A 17,959-nucleotide genomic window follows, 5' to 3' on the forward strand; every position below is an offset into this window, starting at 1 on the left:
AAACAATAGCAAGCGACACAGAGTCACTCACTATTGCTTTAGACACAATCTTTGGGCCAAGTGAATTCAACTATTCAGTTATAGGGTGTTTCTTACGATGTGTTAATTGGCAATACCGTTCATACCAAATATCGATAAAGGCAGGGTTAAAGGGACCCTTTTCCTCCTCGATCCAGCGAACCAATTCCTGAATATTATATTTTAAGATTCGGTCTATTTCTGGTGGATACTGGTAACGCCGACTATGGATCTCATACTCATCCAGATCTAAAAGACGCTTCTCTCCATCGGGGAACATCTTAATATCCAGATCATAATCAATATATTTCAGCGCTTCCCTATCCAGAACATAGGGTGAGGCCAGGTTGCAATAATAGGTCACACCGCGCTTGCGAATCATTGCCACAATATTAAACCAGAAATTCTGGTGATAATAGACAAGAGCCGCTTCGCGTGTTACCCATCGACGTCCGTCTGACTCAATCACTAGGGTATGATCGTTACAACCAATGATCGATTGCTCACTCGTCTTTAAAACCATGGTATCTCGCCATGTACGATGCAATGAACCATCGTGCTTATAACTTTTGACAGTAATGAATTCACCTTCTTTGGGTTGCTTCATCACTGAACCTACTTTCTCTTGTGTAAATAGCTAGCCTTAGGCTAGAAACTGTCCGCTAATTATTATAGCATAATTCAATCACTTTTGGCTGAGTTAATTTAACAAATTCAAATGGCCCTCTCATGGATGAAGGAGCGATCCCCTCCTTACGGATCGAATGACTTCTTTTCATCCATCCTCCTACCTGCCCCTTCATCCTTTAGCAAATCCGATTCTTTAATTCTTTTCATGATCTTTTCCTGCAAGCTGGAGAAAGGATAGCTGGTTAATTGATCCACCGTAAGCCAAGTAAAGCTCGAATCTTGCAGATGAAGTTGGTCTAAAAGGTCCTGGGGCCGCCCTTGATAAACCATCCCTAGACACTTGACTTGCCAGATGCGGTGGCTGAAGACATGCTTGACCATTGGCAAATCACTGTTTAAGAACACTTTAAAATCCCGACTCAGATCTTCGCGATCTTGCTCGGCTATTTGATCGAGTTGTGTGAAATAATTCAAGAACGTACTGGCCACGAGGCCCTCCGACTTTATCGTTTCTGCATGAGCAGCTTTAATTAAGGGGAAGTGCCATAAACCCGCTAGCAATTCATCCGCTTGGTGTTGTCGAATCAATACATTCCCTGATCGATCCACAATGTAATAGGCCAACCACTCTTGGCTTTGCGCCTTTTTCTTAGGTTTCTTGACGGGATAAAGAGCAGCTGTTCCCCGTTGATAAGATTGATCGAACGCCTTAATCGGACTCTCATGGGCATCATAATTACTGGGTGTCATAATCGTCGCCCCGATGTCCATCATCGCTTGGTTAAAATCTCCGGGCCTTTGGGGATCGATTAACTGATCCAGGATCTCTTTGAAGACTTTCCGATTTTTGGGCTGAGAAATATCTTCTTCAATTTCAAAAAGGCGGGCTGTTACCCGTAGCAAATTGCCATCAATGGCAGGCTCCACCTGGTCAAAAGCAATCGAGGCAATTGCAGCAGCAGTATATGGGCCGATTCCTTTTAATTTTTCCAAGTCGGATCGATTATCTGGCATCACTCCATCGAAGTCTTCTTGTATTTGTCTGGCAGCAAGCTGCATGTTACGAACCCGAGAGTAGTAACCCAAACCTTGCCAAAGGCGAAGCAGTTGATCTTCTGGGCACTCGGCTAGCGCTTTGATTGTCGGTAATTCCTTAATAAAGCGTTCATAGTATGGAATGACCGTCTCTACCTGGGTCTGTTGCAGCATGATCTCACTGACCCATATATGATAAGGGTCCTTATCGCGACGCCAAGGGAGGTCCCTTCCATGCTGATCATACCAATCCAACAGGGCCTTACGGAAGGATTCGATCTTCTTGTTTGACCAGTCCAAATAAGCCATTCTACTACTCCTCATTCTCAAAGTCATCTTCATGGGATTGGATCCAGCCCTGAATGATATCATAAGTAAACCCTTTACGCAGCAAGTCATTAAAAACGCGTTGTTTAAGGGCATATCCTTGTAATTTATCCCGCCTTTTGTTAAGAGAAAGATACGCATATCGACTTATAAGTTGCGCTTCTTCTTGATCATTCTGGGTATCTTCAACCTTTTGTAAGCCAGTAGCAATAGTCTCTTTAGGGTAGCCCTTTTGTAAGAGGTATTGTTGGACTTTTATTGTTCGCATTTTATAGGGTAAATCTCTTTTACTTTTGAGGTAGTTCTCAGCTAACTTTACAATATTGGCTTCAATCAAGTCCTCATGATAAACCTCATCTAAGCTAGATCGAGCTAGCGAATCCTGGATCCCCCGCCGCAGCAGCTCATGGTAGATCACTCGCGGTCCTTTTCGATTCAATTCAGCTTGTGTTCGCACGTAACTCGCTGCATAATGAGTATCATTAATTAGGTCTTGATCTTTCAAACGAGCAATAATCAAATCCACCAGATCTTGAGGTAACAAGACAGGGGTCGAAGACTCCCCTTCAAGATCAACCGGCAGATGCCCCCCTGCTTGGTCCTTTTTATTTGCTTGAGAACCTTCTGCTTGAAAGTCCCTTAAGTCAATCAGGTGATCACGGGTCAAGCCTGGCAATTTTAATAGGTATGTTCGCATTTCTTCTTCAGAACGCAAGCCATAAGATAGATAGTTTAAACCACGTAGATAGAGCTTCTGCTGGTAGTCTTCCTTAAGAATGGCATTCACCATTTCTTGATCTAGGTCCATGCCCTTTCTTAAGTTAAATTGAATCAGAACCTGCTCATCCACTCCAAATGCAAATTGATTATTCAGGAAAATGGAATATCGCTGGGATTGTTTCTTTTGTCTTTCTATTTTGGATACTTTCATAATTCCACCTCTTCTGATCTATTTTAACATGTTGACAACTTATCTGCCTTTGATTGACTATCTCTTTCGATTCGTTATGATAGAATCAATCTATAAATCATAGGAACAAGGAGAATAGCGATGGATCGGCAAGACAAGGATATCTTACAATTAGCTAATTTAGCCGGGCGCATCCTGATTCAATCAGAAGCTGAAGGCTATCGGGTTGAGCGCACAGTCCGCCAAATTCTCTCCAAGTCTCAACTGGAATATGCGGACGCCTTCTCATCCGCTTCTGGACTCTTCATTAATATTGAATCTTCAAGCCAAGACGAGACCGAGTCAGATGAAACCACCCTGGTTATTCGAGTCAACAACCGTCAAAATCATATGCGGTGTATCCACCAAGTCCATCAGGTAACTGATCGATTTATGCGGGACGAGATCACTAGCCAAGAAGCGATTCATCGACTCCAGACCTTTCAGATTGAAGAGTATAGCACACATAATAATTTCGTCTCAATCATTGCTTTAATTATGTGCTATGTGGGGATTCTCAATGGTAGCCCAGGCGACCTAGTGATCTCGCTCATTCCAGCTATTTTGATTTTATTCTTTGAATTATCAGATGACCGTTTTGGCTTGAATCGTTTTTCCATCAATGTATTGATGACTGCAGCCCTCGCCTTTGTTCTACCCTTAATTGATTTTTATGTAACCCCTAACTTTAACCTAGATATTGTGATTGCTGCGACCCTCATGCCTTTATATCCTGGTACAGCCTTCACAAATGCTATCCGAGACTTTCTACATGGTGATTATTCGACGGGTTTAACCCGGGCCATTGATGCGATTATCCTAGGACTCAGTCTGGCTTTAGGTACTGGAATTGGCTTGGCCCTATCGAGAGGAGTGATTCATTTATGGACTTAGTTTCCATTCTAATTAAACTGGTCGCAGCATATGCTGCCACTGTCGCAGCCGCTGTCAATGTCAAGGTGCCTAAGCGGTTTATCTATTGGACTGGACTTCCAGGAATCCTTTCCTATACTGTCTATTTAATCGTCCTCTCGATCAGCAACCATTTCGTAGCCACCTTCATTGGGAGTTTGCTCGTATCCATCATGGGACAAGTGATGTCTCGTAAGCTCAAGACAGTGGTTAATGTCTTCTATATCCCAGCCTTTTTCCTCTATGTTCCTGGCCTTGCCATCTATGAAACCGCCTATAACTTTATGAATAATGACCTCCTTGCTGCGGGAACTTCCTTCTATAATGCCTTGATTATTGCGCTTGCGATTGGTCTAGCTGTCTTCGTGGTCGATTCTGCCATGGAAACTTACAAATACCATATTGAAAAGCGGCGCCTGGGAATGATCAATGAAATGGAAGGAGAATAATTATGCTTGATAATCGGATTAATATCGATCAGCCCGTCTATAAAATGATTCAAGACCATCCTGAAATCCTCGATGTTCTAGTAGAATTGGGCTTCGAACCCCTGGCCAATCCCACCCTGCTACAATCCGTTGGCAGAGTAACGAGTTTGCGCCAAGGAGCAAAAATCATTAATAAGCCCCTTGCTTCTATTATTGAAAATCTTGAATGGAATGGCTATCAAATCATCACCAACCAAGATCTAACTGAATAAACCAAAGTCAAAAGTATTAAATCATTTAAGGTGGTAAGTGATGACTCAAAAAGATCAAGAACGACTCGAAATATTAAAAAATATCCTAATCAAACTTCATCAAGGGGCTGACCCTAAGAGTGTGCAAGAAGATTTTAATCAACACTTTACGGGTGTTTCGGCCATTGAGATCTCTATGATGGAACACCAGTTAATGAACAGTGATACTGGAATTACCTTCGAAGATGTCATGCAGCTTTGCAACGTCCATGCCAATCTCTTCAAAGGAGCCATCAATGAACAATCGATTGCAGATGCTGACTTACCTGGCCATCCGGTACGTGTCTTTAAGGATGAAAACATTGCCTTCCAAGCAGCGTTGATACGAATCCACCGCTTATTTGATAAACTAAAAGAACTCCCTGTTAAGGAATGGGAGACCGGTCTTCTAAATGGGCTCAAGCGCCAAATGACCTTATTAGGCCAATTCAAAAACCACTACGCTCGCAAGGAAGAAGTGATCTTTCCAATCATGGAACGCCTGGGTCATACTTCACCGCCGAAAGTCATGTGGGGGGTGGACGATCAGATCCGAGAGCTTTATGACCAGGCTCTAGCGAGTATTAGTGCCTTGCCTGATCTGCCTTTAAACGAGGTTCTTTTAGACTTTTCTGCTTTTGAAGATGAATTTAAAGAAATGGTCTTCAAGGAAGAAACCATCCTCCTACAAATTTTACTGGAAATCTTCACCGAAGATGATTGGATCAAAGTTGCAGAAGATTCAGACATATATGGCTATGGCATTATCCGCCCTAGTGAGCGTTGGCAACCGCAAAGAGAAGATTTAACAGTTATTGAAGATATCCAGGAAGACCAAGAGGAAGAAGTTAAGAGAATTCTAGATGTCAAAGATCCAATCGATCAAGCCATAAAAGTGAAATTTGATGGTGGCTATCTCACACTTAAAGAAATTGACCGAATTCTCGACCACCTACAAGTTGAAATAACCTTTGTCTCCAAGGATAATATCTTTAGCTATTTTAACCAACAAATAGGTCACGAACGCAAGATCCTACCGCGCAGTCAAACTGCTATTGGCCGCCATGTCGAGAAATGTCACCCACCAAAAGTAGTTGATAAGGTTAAGCGTGTCATTGAAAATCTAAGAACTAAACGCACGGAAAGTGAAACCATGTGGTTTTCACGTAATGGCTTCTTTGCCTTGATTATCTATCGAGGAGTTTACGATGAGAATGGTGATTTTATGGGGGTATTAGAGACTGTTCAAAATATTGAACCCCTCTTCGACTTAAAAGATCAAGCGGATTCAAGGCGCGTTTCGACGGACCAGGAAGATGGTATCCAAGAACCAGAGCGTAAGAAATATAATAAGTAAGTTCTATTTGCTAAATTTTTAACTAACCAGCTGATGACGGATATTCAGCCCAGGTCACTTTGAATTGACCTGGGTTCACTTTTTTTATTTTTAAGTTACCTCCTCAAAGTTACTTAATAAGACCGCTAGCTTTTTTTTATAAAATTCAGTCCTAAGCATGAAGCGCCACCCCTCTCCTCTGCTATAATAAAGTTAGATTCCTTAAACTCTCTTATCCAAGAGACTATTTACCAGAACAGATCGCTTCAATCGATTTATCGATTTAAGCAGCAGCGCTTAAAAGGAGGAATGAAATGAAACAATGGCATAAGTGGCTCAAAGCCTTCGCCTTTGGCTCCCTCATCATTTTTACGATTTTTATTTTTAACCAATTGGCCCAACTTTACCGCAATCTTGCACTCATTCATCCAATCCTGGGCCTCATAGTGATCGGTCTCTTAGTTGCGTTATTGGTCTACTTCACGATCAAGACAGTCCGCATCCTCGTCTCCCTACCAAAGGAAGTCGAATTGGCAGATGGTGCGGGTCCAGAAGAATATGAAACCTATGTTCGATTGACACTCCTAAAATTAAAGCACAACCCCAACCTTGAATTATTAGAATTTGACTGGGACCAAGTAGCAGATTTGCCGGATGATCAGCAGGTCAAAGCGGCTTACCAGGTCCTACATGAAGCCAGCGTTAAAGAAATCAAAACTCAGGCTTCAACTGTCTTTCTTTCAACGGCTATATCCCAGAATGGGTCCTTAGATAGCTTAACTGTTCTCTTAATCCTAACTAAAATGGTTTGGAAGTTAATAAAAACCTATGATACACGACCTAGCGTAGGTAAAGTCGTCGCCATCTATACCAATGTCGCCACTACAACCCTCATGGCACGTGGGATTGAGGACCTCGACTTAATTGAAGCCCAAATCGAACCGTTAATTACATCGATCTTAGGTGGAAGTATCCTTTCCATGATTCCAGGATCTGTCAGCATCACCAATCTGATCGCCAATTCAATTCTAGAAGGTTCAGTTAATGCCCTCCTAACCCTTAGAGTCGGCATTATTACCATCAATTATCTAGGAAGTCTGCGGGATCTAGACAATCAAACAGCCAAACGTTCGGCTACTCTTGAAGCAACCAAGTTATTAGGATCTATTATAAAGGATGGGTCCATCAATGTCGTCAAAATTATGACTAAATCCGTCAAAAAAGCAGGCATCTCAACGACTAAGAAATTAAATCCTTTTGCTAAATAAATCTGAGAATGGCTATCACAATGCTCTAAAGATGAGGAATTGAAAGCTGAATTCTCATCTGTTTCATGCTTTCAAATCAGACAAGCTGTGTTATAATGCACTAGAAGATTATCCAGATAGGGGTTGATTATTTGTCATTCACAAGTATGAAAGGACTCGTAGATGAGGCCAATGAATCAAAACTAACCATTTCTCAATTAATGATCAATAATGAAGTGGAATTACAAGGCATCACAGAAGAAGATATGATGACCCAGATGGCTGAACAATTTGATGTTATGGTTAAAGCGGTACGTAAAGGTACCCAGGAATTAACCATGGCCAAAACTGGTGTAGCAGGTGGTGACGGCTATCGCGTCTTCCAATATGCTCAAAAGAAGCAGTCGCTCGTCGATCCCTTTACCCTAGAAGTGGTGGCTAATGCCATGGCTGTCAATGAGGTGAACGCTTCGATGGGACGCATCGTGGCCACACCAACAGCTGGTTCAGCCGGCATTCTGCCAGCAGTCTTGACTCATATGTATGATACCAATAAATTCTCTCGCGAAGAGATTGTAAGAGTCATGTTCACAGCCTCTGCCTTAGGACTTGTTATTGCGAACCGGGCTTCCATTTCAGGTGCCCAAGGAGGTTGCCAAGCAGAAATCGGCTCCGCAACAGCCATGGCGGCTGGTTCCCTTGTTGAATTACATGGCGGAACACCTGAACAAGTTAGTAATGCTGTTGGCTTAGCCTTGAAGAATTCTTTGGGGTTAGTCTGTGATCCCGTTGCAGGTCTAGTTGAAATCCCCTGCATTACCCGTAATGGATTACATGCCCTAACGGCGATGGCTTCAGCAGATATGGCCTTAGCAGATGTCGTTTCAATCATTCCAACCGATGAAGTGATCGATGCCATGGATGCGGTAGGTAATGAACTCCCTGAAAGCTTACGTGAAACAGGTATCGGGGGACTTGCTGGTACACCAACTGGCCGCCGAATTAAAGAACAAGTCTTTGGAAATAATGATGAACTCGTCAAGGACGTTGAAGTTGAAATGTCTGGAACCGGTGAGAAAGTAATCGACGACGGAGTAACCGCCCGGTATCAATCTGGTTTTGAGATTATTGGCCCAGTCATGGTTGGCCCTTCTTCTTCTCATACGGCTGGTGCCGTCCGAATTGGAAATGTTGCCCGACAATTATTAGGAGAAGAACCGGAAGAAGTTGTCTTCACCCTCATGGACTCCTTTGCTAAGACCTACCAAGGACATGGAACGGACCTTGCTTTAATTGCTGGAGTCTTAGGCTTTACCACTCGTGACCCTGAGATTAAGAACGCACGAGAAATAGCCAAAGAACGCGGTTTGAAAGTAAACTTCCTTGAACGGAACCTCGGAAATTATCATCCGAATACCGCTCGCGTTCACTTGTTTGGTCCAAACCGTCATATCACGATCATCGCTTCTTCAATTGGTGGAGGAAAAATTGAAGTAGAGAAATTTGAAGAGTACAACGTCCGCTTCTCTGGCGAAAGACCTACCCTCATTGTTCGTCACCGTGACCGCAAAGGAACGATCGGGGCTCTATCTACTTTCTTGGTTGAACACGACATTAACATCTCCTATATGGCTCATGAACGGGCCAAGATTAATGGACCCGCTATCTCCATCTATGAGATGGACCAAGCCTTAACGCCAGATGACATTCAATTCATGAAGGATAAATTCAACTTTATCGAAGACTTGATGTCCATTCATATTAAGTAATCAAGGGCACTTGAGTCGACCAGCACGCTCAAGATCTCACCTAGGCAATCACTCATCAGTATGAACCCTTGGCAAATGAAAGCCGCACCCCTCTAACTTAAGGGTGCGGCTGTTTTCTTTTTTTGAAATAAAGTTAAAATTGTTTTTGCTATCAGGCCTTGCGCTGTAGAACCCGCTTTTCTCGATCTTTGACAAAGAAGTGCAGGGTCATAAAGATAATTAAAATAGCAACTGCTCCCAGCACAATATCAGTCATCGTATTAGCATAAATCAAGAGCTTTCGGGCAATAACAAAAAGGATCAGCTCTAGAATTGCCTTGGTCGAATGGTAAAGCAACATAAAGATCATCTCAATTCCCACAATCAGCAAAAGAGCAAACCCTAGAAATCCTTGAAAAACATCATAGGTACCGAGGACATCCGCCTTAAGAATCAAACTATAGTATTTAACGAGGTCAAAAAAGCCGAGGACAACTCCCAAGGCAATGGCCACTGCAATGATAAATTCTAAAGCTCTCGCAAATCGTCCGACACTCGTCTTAAAGAGGGGAATTTTATCCATTCACTCTCCTCCTTCTTTAATATTAAGTTCATCACCTACTGGTCAGGTCATTCTAGAGACAGCACTTCAATCCGTTTCCTAAAATAATTAAAGGTTCTCCGGCTATCATTAAGAATAAAAAATGACCAATTAGTAGGTGATATTCATTTTAGCATATCGCATTCTATAATAGAACAATGAATTTAAAATTAAAAAAATTAAAAATCATTAAAACTCAATATAAAGATCATACCAAGTTTGTCCGCCATGCTTTGAATCAGACTCCTGTGCTAAACGATAGCCCAGCCGTTCATAATAAGGAATGAGCCCTTTGAGACAAGTTAAAGCCACACTCTTTTGTTGACGGTCACGACAATCTTGGATCATCTGTTGCATCAGAGCGCGTCCATAGCCCTTCGATTGATAGTCAGGAAGGACAGCAAGTGATAATAAAGCCTCATGCGCTCCTTGTGAATCAAACCCATCCGATCCGTGAAACATGAAGTCTTGCACCCACGGCGAATCGCTAGCAAAGCCCTCAATAAAGCCAACAATCTTCCCCTGGTCTTCCGCCACTAAGAAGTGGCCTTGCTGAATGGAGAGTTTCTCCTCAAAGGCTTCACGAGTTGTCGCAACCCCTTCAGCAAAATTGGTCGCTTCAATCAAATAAATGCTGTCTAAATCCTCTTCACTTGCTCTTCTTATAACCATTCATTTTCTCCTCTCATCATTTGAATCTGGCGTTGATAGTCTGCAATCATCATAGGGAGTTGTCGATTGACCTGGTGATAGGCCTGCATCAAGGCGGCTGACCCTTCAACCTCATTCAAGTAATCAATCTGGTGGTCAATCGCCTCATTCACCTGTTCATGGGGAACTGCTGTCTTAACCTCCTCTAATTTACCTCGGATCATCTGCTTAATCCGGTCTCGGCGTTGGTCTTCTCTGGCCACCATCTCTGGTAGAAGTGCTTGAAGTCTTCTTAGATCAAGTCGTCGCTCCATATGGCCATTGACTACGCGACAGTATTCCTTGTTAAAGGGGCTTACCTGCGGGTGACAGCCATAGATCTGGTATATTCCATCATAGATCAAGAAGACTCCTTCTTCTATTTCAGGCAAAAACATACGTTGAAAGCGATAGGTAGGATCCGGTCCAATTAATTCTGCTACCCACATCTTTCCATCTGATTGAGGGGTCAAGGCCAATCGTTGCGGTTGAGTCATCGACTTTTAACTCCTTCTGCTAAGGGCCGGGTCAGATCCTTCATGGCGGATGGAATGGCTTCAACCAAACGACTGGGTAAAACGGTCAAATCCTGCTGGAAGATTTGATTGGCAATATTAGTGTGCAGGTATGTGGCTAGCCGACAGCCCGCCAATACCCCTTGAGTCTGGCCCATCATACCAATGATCATCCCGGCCAAACAATCTCCCATCCCACCAGTCGCCATACCTGGGTTACCGGGTATATTTGGATGGACACTTCCATCAGGACCATAAAGGACTGTTTGATGTCCTTTCTTTACTAAATAGACCCCCATTGCTTGAGCCCATGCACTAGGTTCTTGCTTGGCTTGCCCGGCTACTAAGCGCTGCCATTCTCCTTCATGAGGTGTCATAACAAGGGGAGCTTGACTCTTAAGCGGGTCTTGAGCCCATAAATTTAACCCATCTGCATCTAAGATAAGCGTTTGATCAGGTCTTGCCTGATCAAAGACTTGTCGCAACAAGTCATGCGCTCTCGCATCTCGGCCAAGTCCTGGTCCTATGAGGATCGTATCTGCACCCGTTAGCCAGTCGCTTACCACCTCTTCTCGGTCCCAACTATGAGCTAGCGCTTCTGGCAAATAGCCATGTAGAACCTGCACATGATATGGATGAGTTAAGACCCGGGTTAAGCCTGCTCCACTATAGACGCAAGCCCGACTAGCTAGCATGCAAGCACCTGCCATTCCCTGATTCCCGCCAATAATCAAAGCTTGACCCAATTGATGCTTATAGACTGTCTTTGGTCGGAGGCCCAATAAATGAGCCATTTCTTCTTCAATCGCTTGCATAGAACCTCCTTACTGACTCACACGTAGTCGCTCTTCCAGTATAGCTAGATATTTAACCGCCATCGGCGTCAGGGTGTGGCGATTATTGGTAATATAGCCGATTTCAATCGCTTCATCTGCTAACAAAGGAATCGCAACAATATCGTCCCCATTCAGGTCCGAATTAATAATCCCTGATGAAATAGTATACCCTTTTAGGCCAATTGCCAAGTTAAATAAGGTCGCACGGTCACTGACAATTATTTGCTTAGCAACATGACGATCCGCATAGGTCTCTTCCCAGAAGCAAAAGGAATTGTAGTCCCCTTATTCATAACTTAAGCGAGGAAAGGGGGCCAAGTCTTCGAAGGTGACCTGGTCTTGATTCACCAAGGGATGATTCCTAAAGACAAAGACATGAGGCTTAGCGACCCTGAGTGGAACAAAAGTCAGCTGCCTTTCCTTCAATTGGGCATTTAGGACTTGGCCATTATACTTAGACCGGTATAAAACCCCTACCTCACACTTGAGATTCTCAACCTCTTCGATTACCTCAAAGGTCCTTAATTCCTTAAAAGTCGCCTGATAATGATCAAAGTTTTCTTGCTTTAGGAGTCGAACAAAGGCATCCACAGCAAAGGCATAATGCTGACTCGCCACTGAAAAGATTCGCTTGGGCGCCTCCCCTTGATAGCGTCCCTTAAGGAGTTCAAATGGTTCGATCACCTGCCGGGCATAAGAGAGAAACTCCTCACCCTCAACCGTTAGGATGGCTCCTGTCTTCTTGCGAATAAGAAGCGATAGATTCAATTCTTTCTCCAGTTCCTTGATGGCCTTGGAGAGAGAGGGTTGTGTCATAAATAATTCCCGCGCTGCTTGAGTGAAGGATCCCGCTTCAGCCACTTTTAGGAGGTACTGCAATTGTTCAATCCGTTTCGTTAATTCACCTCACTCTTAAAGGCTGGCATCCCGTCGGCCAGTTTATTTAAGATTATCATAACCATAGGCTATCATATAGGCAATAAAATAGCTATTATTAATATTATCGCAAATTCGTTAAACTAGTCTTAATCTCATTCTAATAAAAGGAGTTTGATATCATGACACAATCGAAACGTTTCTTAACCGTCGGATCCTTCTTAAGACCCGAACCACTCTTGGCATATAAGCGCCAAATTGAAGTTCACGATGACATTAAGTATCCCTTCTACGATGGCCTTCCAGGCTATTTAGAATGTGAAAATGAGTCTGTCAAAGAGATTGTCAGCCAACAGATCGAAGCTGGTTTACCTGAAATTACGGATCGAGAATTTGCACGTTCACTCTGGCACCTAGACTTTGTATGGGGACTAAAAGGTGTTCGTCGTTATATTGCGGATCATGGTTACTTCTTTGAAGACGATCAAAAGAGTCAAGAGTATAATTATGAGACCCGTAAGGATATTGGGATTGAGATTACTGGTCCGATCTTAGGCAAAGACCATCCCTTTATCCAACACTTCAAGCGACCAAGGACCTGGCAAAAGAGCAAGCCGTCGTTAAATTAACCATCCCTTCCCCCTCTCATGTCTACGGTGAATTAAGTCTAAACCCCGCCAACTATCTTAAAGCCTACCCTGATCAAATAGCATTTCGTAAGGGGCTAGCCCAAGCTTACCGCGAGTTCTTAAAGGAATACCGTGAAGCCGGGGGAACAATTATTCAATTTGATGACTGCCTATGGGGGGAATGTTTGCTGAAGATAATCCCAATTCCTTCTTAAATCGTGATGAATTAAGCCAAGCAGAGATTGAATCCATCGCCCAAAGCTTTGTGGACCTCAATAATGAAATTATTGCGGCAGCTCACGATCTCGATCTCAAGGTTTACACGCATAACTGCCGTGGCAACTACGCCTCTCGTAATGCAGGAGCAGGATCCTATACAGAAGTATCCAACTTCTTCCTTAAACGCCAAAATTATGGCCGCTTCTTCTTAGAATGGGATGATAAACGTGCAGGAGACTTATCAGCCCTGGAAGCTTTCCGTGATAAGCCTGAAACCGAAGTTGTCCTTGGCTTCCTTTCTTCCAAAATCAGTGGACTCGAGAACGAAACAGCCATCCTCGAACAGCTGCAAGAGGCCAGTCAATATATTCCAAAAGACCGGCTCTACTTATCTCACCAGTGTGGTTTTGCCTCTTGTGATGGTGGGAATGAACTCACTCGAGACCAAGAATGGTCTAAAATCAAGCAAGGACAAGAAATTGCCTATAAATTCTGGGGTGAATAAATCCTCCCAACAAAAAAACATCTGTCGCCTAATTGACAGATGTTTTTTTTACTTTCTCATTTATCAACCAATTCCTCTTAATCGAGCACCATTACCGCTCCCCCGAGCGCTAAAGGCCCTGCATGAACTCCCAACACAGGGGTTAAATCCGTCACATAATAAGCAGACGCTCCTTGAATTTCTTGATCAAGGTCTGCCTCGAGCTGCTTGAGCTCTTGTGAATTTGCTGATCCAAAAAGAGCCATTATATACTTTTGATGGCCCCGAATTTGTTCTTGCAGGGTCGACTTCAAGAGCTGGTAAGACCTTTTCCGTCCACGCGTCTTCTTGACAATGGTAATTTCTCCTTCTTTTAAGGTCAAGAGCGGATTAATGTTCAATAATGTTCCCAGGAGCGACTGGTATTTATTCAGCCGGCCACCTTTAATCACATATTTCAAAGTTCGAAAGACCGCAAAAACACGCATCTGATGGTGGACTCTTTCGAGTTCCGCCACTATTTTGTTAAGAGAGTGACCTTGATTACGTAATTCCGCAGCATAGAGGGTGAAAAGCCCACTCGCAATCGCAATATGGTCTGTCTCAAAAATAGTCAACGGAATCGTGTCACCATTGGATTTAAGAATTTCATAGAGTTGACGCATGCCTGTTAATTTACTAGATGAAGTGATCACCAAGGCCTGGTCATACCCTTGCTCCTGAACTTTTGCCAGGCAATCCATCACATCTTGAACCGGTGGAACAGCCGTTAATAATTCCCGAGCAGATTCCATCTCTTGATAAAAGACTTGAGAAGTCAGATCCACCTGGTCACGATAGACCTGATCATCCATTTGAACAATATAGGGAACGATCTCAATGTTCATCCTTCTCCCCATTTCAAGTGTTAAATCCTGAGTCGTATCGGCAATAATCGCTAATTTATTCATCATCATTCCTCATTTCTTGGTAACCCCCTTGATCAATCATCATTTGAGCCAAAAGCTTATAGGCAAACGCATAGGAAACAGCCAATAATCCCCGACGACTATCTTCCAAAGGGGCTAGGTTCTTTTGTTGGGGTTCCGAGTTATTAATCGAACTAAAGACTTGGTAGATGGTATCATTCATGATCTTGACAAAGTGATTATATTGATCAGCTAGACTTCCATGCCTCAGCTGCAAGTCCATGCCCTCTTTAACTTGATCAATCGTTAAGACCTGCTTGAAAATCGAGATAATGATCAACTGGGCGAGATGGTCTCGCGTATACTTACGACCTTGCGGTCGAGTAAGAAAGCCCCACTTCACATAATTTTGAATCATCGTAGAAGTGATTAGGGGGCCATGATGGCTAATCGCTTGTAGTGCCTGGTTCAAATAGTCCACGACCTCATGATTGAACAGTGGGTCTGGTGGTAATTCCTGCCAACTTGGACAGGAGAAGCACAAAACCTCTCGAATAGTCATAGGCATTAAAGTTCCTCCCTTGTATGAAGTGCCACTCCTCTTCACGAGTCAACGGTGTCGATCTCTCCAACTAGACGCGATGGCTGTCCTCCAACCAAGTAGCTAGTCGTGTTTTCTTTTCAATGATTAGCCTTTATCTAGTTTCGATAACTATATATTATCATGACCGCTCCACTTGTCAAGAGGGACCCATTCAAAATTTAAATCCCTTGGTCTCTCTTAGTAGAGCCTATAAAAAAGGACTAGGCTCACCCAGCCTAGTCCTAATTCTCATTCTTTATATCCGATCTGAATTCAATCAAAGGTCTACAAGTCAATCTCAAGTAGGATAGGTGTATGATCTTGGCGGTCACCCGAGTCGATCATCTCACTGCGCTTAATAGCATCCTTCAACCGTTCACTGACTAAGAAGTAGTCAATCCTCCAACCTGAATTGTTAATTTTACTGGTTCGAACCCGTTGGGCCCACCAAGTATAGACCCCTTCGACCGAACCATGAAGATGACGAAAAGTATCGACAAAGCCCCGACTCAATAAGTGGGTAAATCCTTGGCGCTCTTCATCCGTAAAGCCAGCTGAGAAATGATTATTGGCTGGATGAGCCAGGTCAATTTCTTCATGGGCCACATTAAAATCTCCCATTGCAATGACAGGTTTTTGCTTATCTAAAGTCGCTAGATAATCTGCATACTTCAAGTCCCAAGCTTGGCGTTCTTCTAATCGGCCAAGTTGACTCCCCGCATTCGGCGTATAGACATTCGTCAGGAAGCAGTTGTCTAATTCTAAAGTGATAATCCGCCCTTCGGAATCCATTGGCTCGGGCCCATCGATCTCGGGCTTGGTCACGATCGCATCAATTCCTTCCTTATAAAGGAACATGGTGCCAGCATACCCCTTTCGTGCAACCCCGTGAGAAGAATGCCAGACAACGTGATGATGAGGAAATCTTTGAGCCAAGATCTCCTGGTGCTTTGAACTAGGACCTGCTTCCCTCAATTTAGTCTCTTGAATGGCTAACACATCGGGATCGAGTGCCATTATCTTATCCAAGACGCTCTGTGACATCTTAGCCCGGTTCGAATCACTGGTTAAGGCCGCATTTAAAGAGTCAATATTCCAAGAAATAATTAACATAATCGTCTCCTTTTGGTCTGTAATCTCCCTCTATTCTACCATATATTAAGCTTCTGACCTAGGCTTCCTGACCTTGTTCAAGTCTTATTAGGCGTCGGCGCTCTTTAGTAAAGGCGGGAACTAGGATAAGGACCGCACCTAGCCAAGCCATGGGATTTGAGATAACAGTCCCAGGAAATCCAATTAAAGGAGTCAAAACAAAGGCCGCAATAATCCGCATTGCCAATTCAGATAATCCTGCCAAGGTGGGAGACAAACTATCATTCAGGCCTTGTTGGGTATACCGTAAAACAAAGAGGGTGGCCAATAAACCATAGAAAGGACCCGTCAAACGGAAGAAGGTCGTCCCATAAAAACGCAGAGTCTCTCCTGCAGCTTGGTCTCCAAAAATAGTCGTGAAAGTCCCACCATATATAATTAAGATCACCCCAAAGATGACTGCCGTCGTAATTGATAAGATCAAGGTCTGCTTGACGCCTTGGAGGATTCTTTGATACTGCTGAGCACCATAGTTCTGGGCGACAAAGGTCGCCGTAGCGATTCCAAATGACATTAGAACTTGGATCACTAGCTGGTCAATTGTTACGGAAGCTGAGTAACCCGCTACGGCATCTGAGCCTAAGCGATTTAAAGCCATGGTAATGGATACTGACCCAATCGCAATAATTGAGGATTGAAAGCCCATGGGAAAGCCGAGTCGACAGTGAAATAGGAATTCAGATTTAATAAAGTCAAACTCTTTGGGATGGACCTGCAAAACATAGATATCCTGGTGAATCACCCACCAACAGATCCCTGTCGCAATTGCTTGAGCTAAGATGGTTGCATAAGCAGCCCCTGCTACTCCCAAGTCAAAGGTCACTATAAAAAGATAGTCCAAACCAATATTTAGTATGATCGCAACGATCAAAGCCTTAACCGGAGTCTGACTATCCCCGACCGACCGCAAGAGATTACTCACCATATTATAGAGAACGGTGACGATCATCCCCGAAAAAATGATGATCATATATTGATAGGCATAGGGGAAAATCGTCGCAGGCGTCTTCAAAAAAGCTAAGATATCCCTTAGAAAAAAAGTTGAAGCGATGGTTAAAACAAGTGTCACACTGAAAGCCAATAAAATATTGAGCCCAATGCTACGCTTAACCTTCATATAGTCCTTAGCGCCAAAAGCTTGGGCCAGTGGAATCGCGGTCCCACCCGTAAAGCCTTGGGCAAAACCAATCACAAAGAAAGATAGAGGGCCTGCGACTCCGATGCCTGCTAGAGCCTCTAGTCCGATCGTACGTCCAACAATAAAGGTATCCACCATACTGTATAAGAGCTGAAATAAATTACCAATAATCAAAGGAACCGAGAAACGAATGATCTTCTTAATCGGAGAGCCTACTGTCATATCATTCATTTAATCACCTCCTTAATAATGAACTTGGACAGTATAGTGTAAATAAAAAAGATCTTCAAGACTCTATTCACTCTTTTCATTCATTCACTTTCAATAGAAAAGATAAAGCAATTCCGTCCAAGAATCCTTTACTAGTCAAGATACATTTGGATCACCTAAGCCTTTCTATCAGTTTTC

17 protein-coding genes and 3 pseudogenes are annotated in these 17,959 nt (G+C 43.3%); 8 read left to right on the forward strand and 12 right to left on the reverse strand.

From position 1 onward, the window contains the following. Positions 1-70: 70 nt before the first annotated feature. The 3 genes from ntdP to HMPREF9708_RS01415 form a co-directional block, all read right to left on the reverse strand. Positions 71-625 carry a nucleoside tri-diphosphate phosphatase gene (gene ntdP / locus HMPREF9708_RS01405; protein WP_006308205.1) on the reverse strand — a complete coding sequence of 185 codons (555 nt, stop codon included), beginning with the start codon at positions 623-625 and terminating at the stop codon, positions 71-73. 146 nt (positions 626-771) lie between these two features. Then, positions 772-1,992, reverse strand: coding sequence for an A/G-specific adenine glycosylase (gene mutY / locus HMPREF9708_RS01410; RefSeq protein WP_006308208.1), 1,221 nt, complete (start codon positions 1,990-1,992; stop codon positions 772-774). A gap of 4 nt (positions 1,993-1,996) precedes the next feature. Then, a complete protein-coding gene (locus HMPREF9708_RS01415; RefSeq protein ID WP_006308210.1) occupies positions 1,997-2,941 on the reverse strand; it encodes a RecX family transcriptional regulator in 945 nt (314 codons plus the stop codon). A gap of 120 nt (positions 2,942-3,061) precedes the next feature. On the opposite strand from HMPREF9708_RS01415, the gene HMPREF9708_RS01420 reads away from it, so the two are divergent. From HMPREF9708_RS01420 to sdaAB, 7 genes and pseudogenes are all read left to right on the forward strand, one after another. Next, positions 3,062-3,853 (forward strand): threonine/serine exporter family protein, encoded by a 792-nt coding sequence (locus HMPREF9708_RS01420; protein WP_006308211.1) that lies wholly within the window; start codon positions 3,062-3,064, stop codon positions 3,851-3,853. Next, positions 3,844-4,320, forward strand: coding sequence for a threonine/serine exporter family protein (locus tag HMPREF9708_RS01425; protein ID WP_006308212.1), 477 nt, complete (start codon positions 3,844-3,846; stop codon positions 4,318-4,320). Before HMPREF9708_RS01420 ends, HMPREF9708_RS01425 begins: the two co-directional genes overlap by 10 nt. 2 nt (positions 4,321-4,322) lie before the next feature. Further along, entirely contained in the window at positions 4,323-4,571 is a 249-nt protein-coding gene (locus tag HMPREF9708_RS01430) for a DUF1858 domain-containing protein (RefSeq protein WP_006308213.1), read from the forward strand. 40 nt (positions 4,572-4,611) lie between these two features. Beyond that, entirely contained in the window at positions 4,612-5,946 is a 1,335-nt protein-coding gene (locus HMPREF9708_RS01435; RefSeq protein WP_006308214.1) for a DUF438 domain-containing protein, read from the forward strand. 293 nt (positions 5,947-6,239) lie between these two features. Continuing rightward, on the forward strand, positions 6,240-7,193 hold the full coding sequence (locus tag HMPREF9708_RS01440; protein ID WP_006308215.1) for a DUF697 domain-containing protein: 954 nt from the start codon (positions 6,240-6,242) through the stop codon (positions 7,191-7,193). A 146-nt stretch (positions 7,194-7,339) separates the two neighbouring features. After that, positions 7,340-8,194 (forward strand): annotated as a pseudogene (gene sdaAA / locus HMPREF9708_RS08465) (L-serine ammonia-lyase, iron-sulfur-dependent, subunit alpha); the annotation flags it as partial. A 36-nt stretch (positions 8,195-8,230) separates the two neighbouring features. Then, entirely contained in the window at positions 8,231-8,941 is a 711-nt protein-coding gene (sdaAB, locus tag HMPREF9708_RS08470; protein WP_269534838.1) for an L-serine ammonia-lyase, iron-sulfur-dependent subunit beta, read from the forward strand. Between the two features lie 151 nt (positions 8,942-9,092). Here the strand turns inward: sdaAB and HMPREF9708_RS01450 are convergent, their stop codons facing one another. The 5 genes and pseudogenes from HMPREF9708_RS01450 to HMPREF9708_RS01470 form a co-directional block, all read right to left on the reverse strand. Continuing rightward, complete coding sequence (locus HMPREF9708_RS01450) at positions 9,093-9,503, reverse strand: hypothetical protein (protein ID WP_006308217.1); 411 nt, start codon at positions 9,501-9,503, stop codon at positions 9,093-9,095. A gap of 207 nt (positions 9,504-9,710) precedes the next feature. Continuing rightward, positions 9,711-10,193, reverse strand: coding sequence for a GNAT family N-acetyltransferase (locus tag HMPREF9708_RS01455; protein WP_006308218.1), 483 nt, complete (start codon positions 10,191-10,193; stop codon positions 9,711-9,713). Continuing rightward, positions 10,184-10,708 (reverse strand): hypothetical protein, encoded by a 525-nt coding sequence (locus tag HMPREF9708_RS01460; RefSeq protein ID WP_006308219.1) that lies wholly within the window; start codon positions 10,706-10,708, stop codon positions 10,184-10,186. Before HMPREF9708_RS01460 ends, HMPREF9708_RS01455 begins: the two co-directional genes overlap by 10 nt. Continuing rightward, positions 10,705-11,541 (reverse strand): NAD(P)H-hydrate dehydratase, encoded by an 837-nt coding sequence (locus tag HMPREF9708_RS01465; RefSeq protein WP_006308220.1) that lies wholly within the window; start codon positions 11,539-11,541, stop codon positions 10,705-10,707. The genes HMPREF9708_RS01460 and HMPREF9708_RS01465 overlap by 4 nt, the downstream gene beginning before the upstream one ends. Before the next feature lie 9 nt (positions 11,542-11,550). Further along, a pseudogene (locus HMPREF9708_RS01470) lies at positions 11,551-12,450 on the reverse strand (LysR family transcriptional regulator). A gap of 170 nt (positions 12,451-12,620) precedes the next feature. On the opposite strand from HMPREF9708_RS01470, the pseudogene HMPREF9708_RS07985 reads away from it, so the two are divergent. Further along, positions 12,621-13,791: pseudogene (locus HMPREF9708_RS07985) on the forward strand (5-methyltetrahydropteroyltriglutamate--homocysteine methyltransferase). A gap of 77 nt (positions 13,792-13,868) precedes the next feature. Here the strand turns inward: HMPREF9708_RS07985 and HMPREF9708_RS01485 are convergent. From HMPREF9708_RS01485 to HMPREF9708_RS01500, 4 genes are all read right to left on the reverse strand, one after another. Further along, entirely contained in the window at positions 13,869-14,720 is an 852-nt protein-coding gene (locus tag HMPREF9708_RS01485) for a DegV family protein (RefSeq protein ID WP_006308224.1), read from the reverse strand. After that, on the reverse strand, positions 14,713-15,246 hold the full coding sequence (locus tag HMPREF9708_RS01490; protein WP_006308225.1) for a DUF1836 domain-containing protein: 534 nt from the start codon (positions 15,244-15,246) through the stop codon (positions 14,713-14,715). The genes HMPREF9708_RS01485 and HMPREF9708_RS01490 overlap by 8 nt, the downstream gene beginning before the upstream one ends. Positions 15,247-15,546: 300 nt before the next feature. Further along, the gene (locus tag HMPREF9708_RS01495; RefSeq protein WP_006308226.1) at positions 15,547-16,374 is read right to left on the reverse strand and encodes an exodeoxyribonuclease III; all 828 of its coding nucleotides are present in this window, start codon (positions 16,372-16,374) and stop codon (positions 15,547-15,549) included. A 58-nt stretch (positions 16,375-16,432) separates the two neighbouring features. Further along, positions 16,433-17,782: an MATE family efflux transporter gene (locus HMPREF9708_RS01500; RefSeq protein WP_006308227.1), complete on the reverse strand. Its 1,350-nt coding sequence runs from the start codon at positions 17,780-17,782 to the stop codon at positions 16,433-16,435. Positions 17,783-17,959 lie beyond the last annotated feature (177 nt).

The sequence above is a fragment of the Facklamia languida CCUG 37842 genome, assembly GCF_000245795.1.
GTDB classification, from domain to species: Bacteria; Bacillota; Bacilli; order Lactobacillales; family Aerococcaceae; genus Facklamia; species Facklamia languida.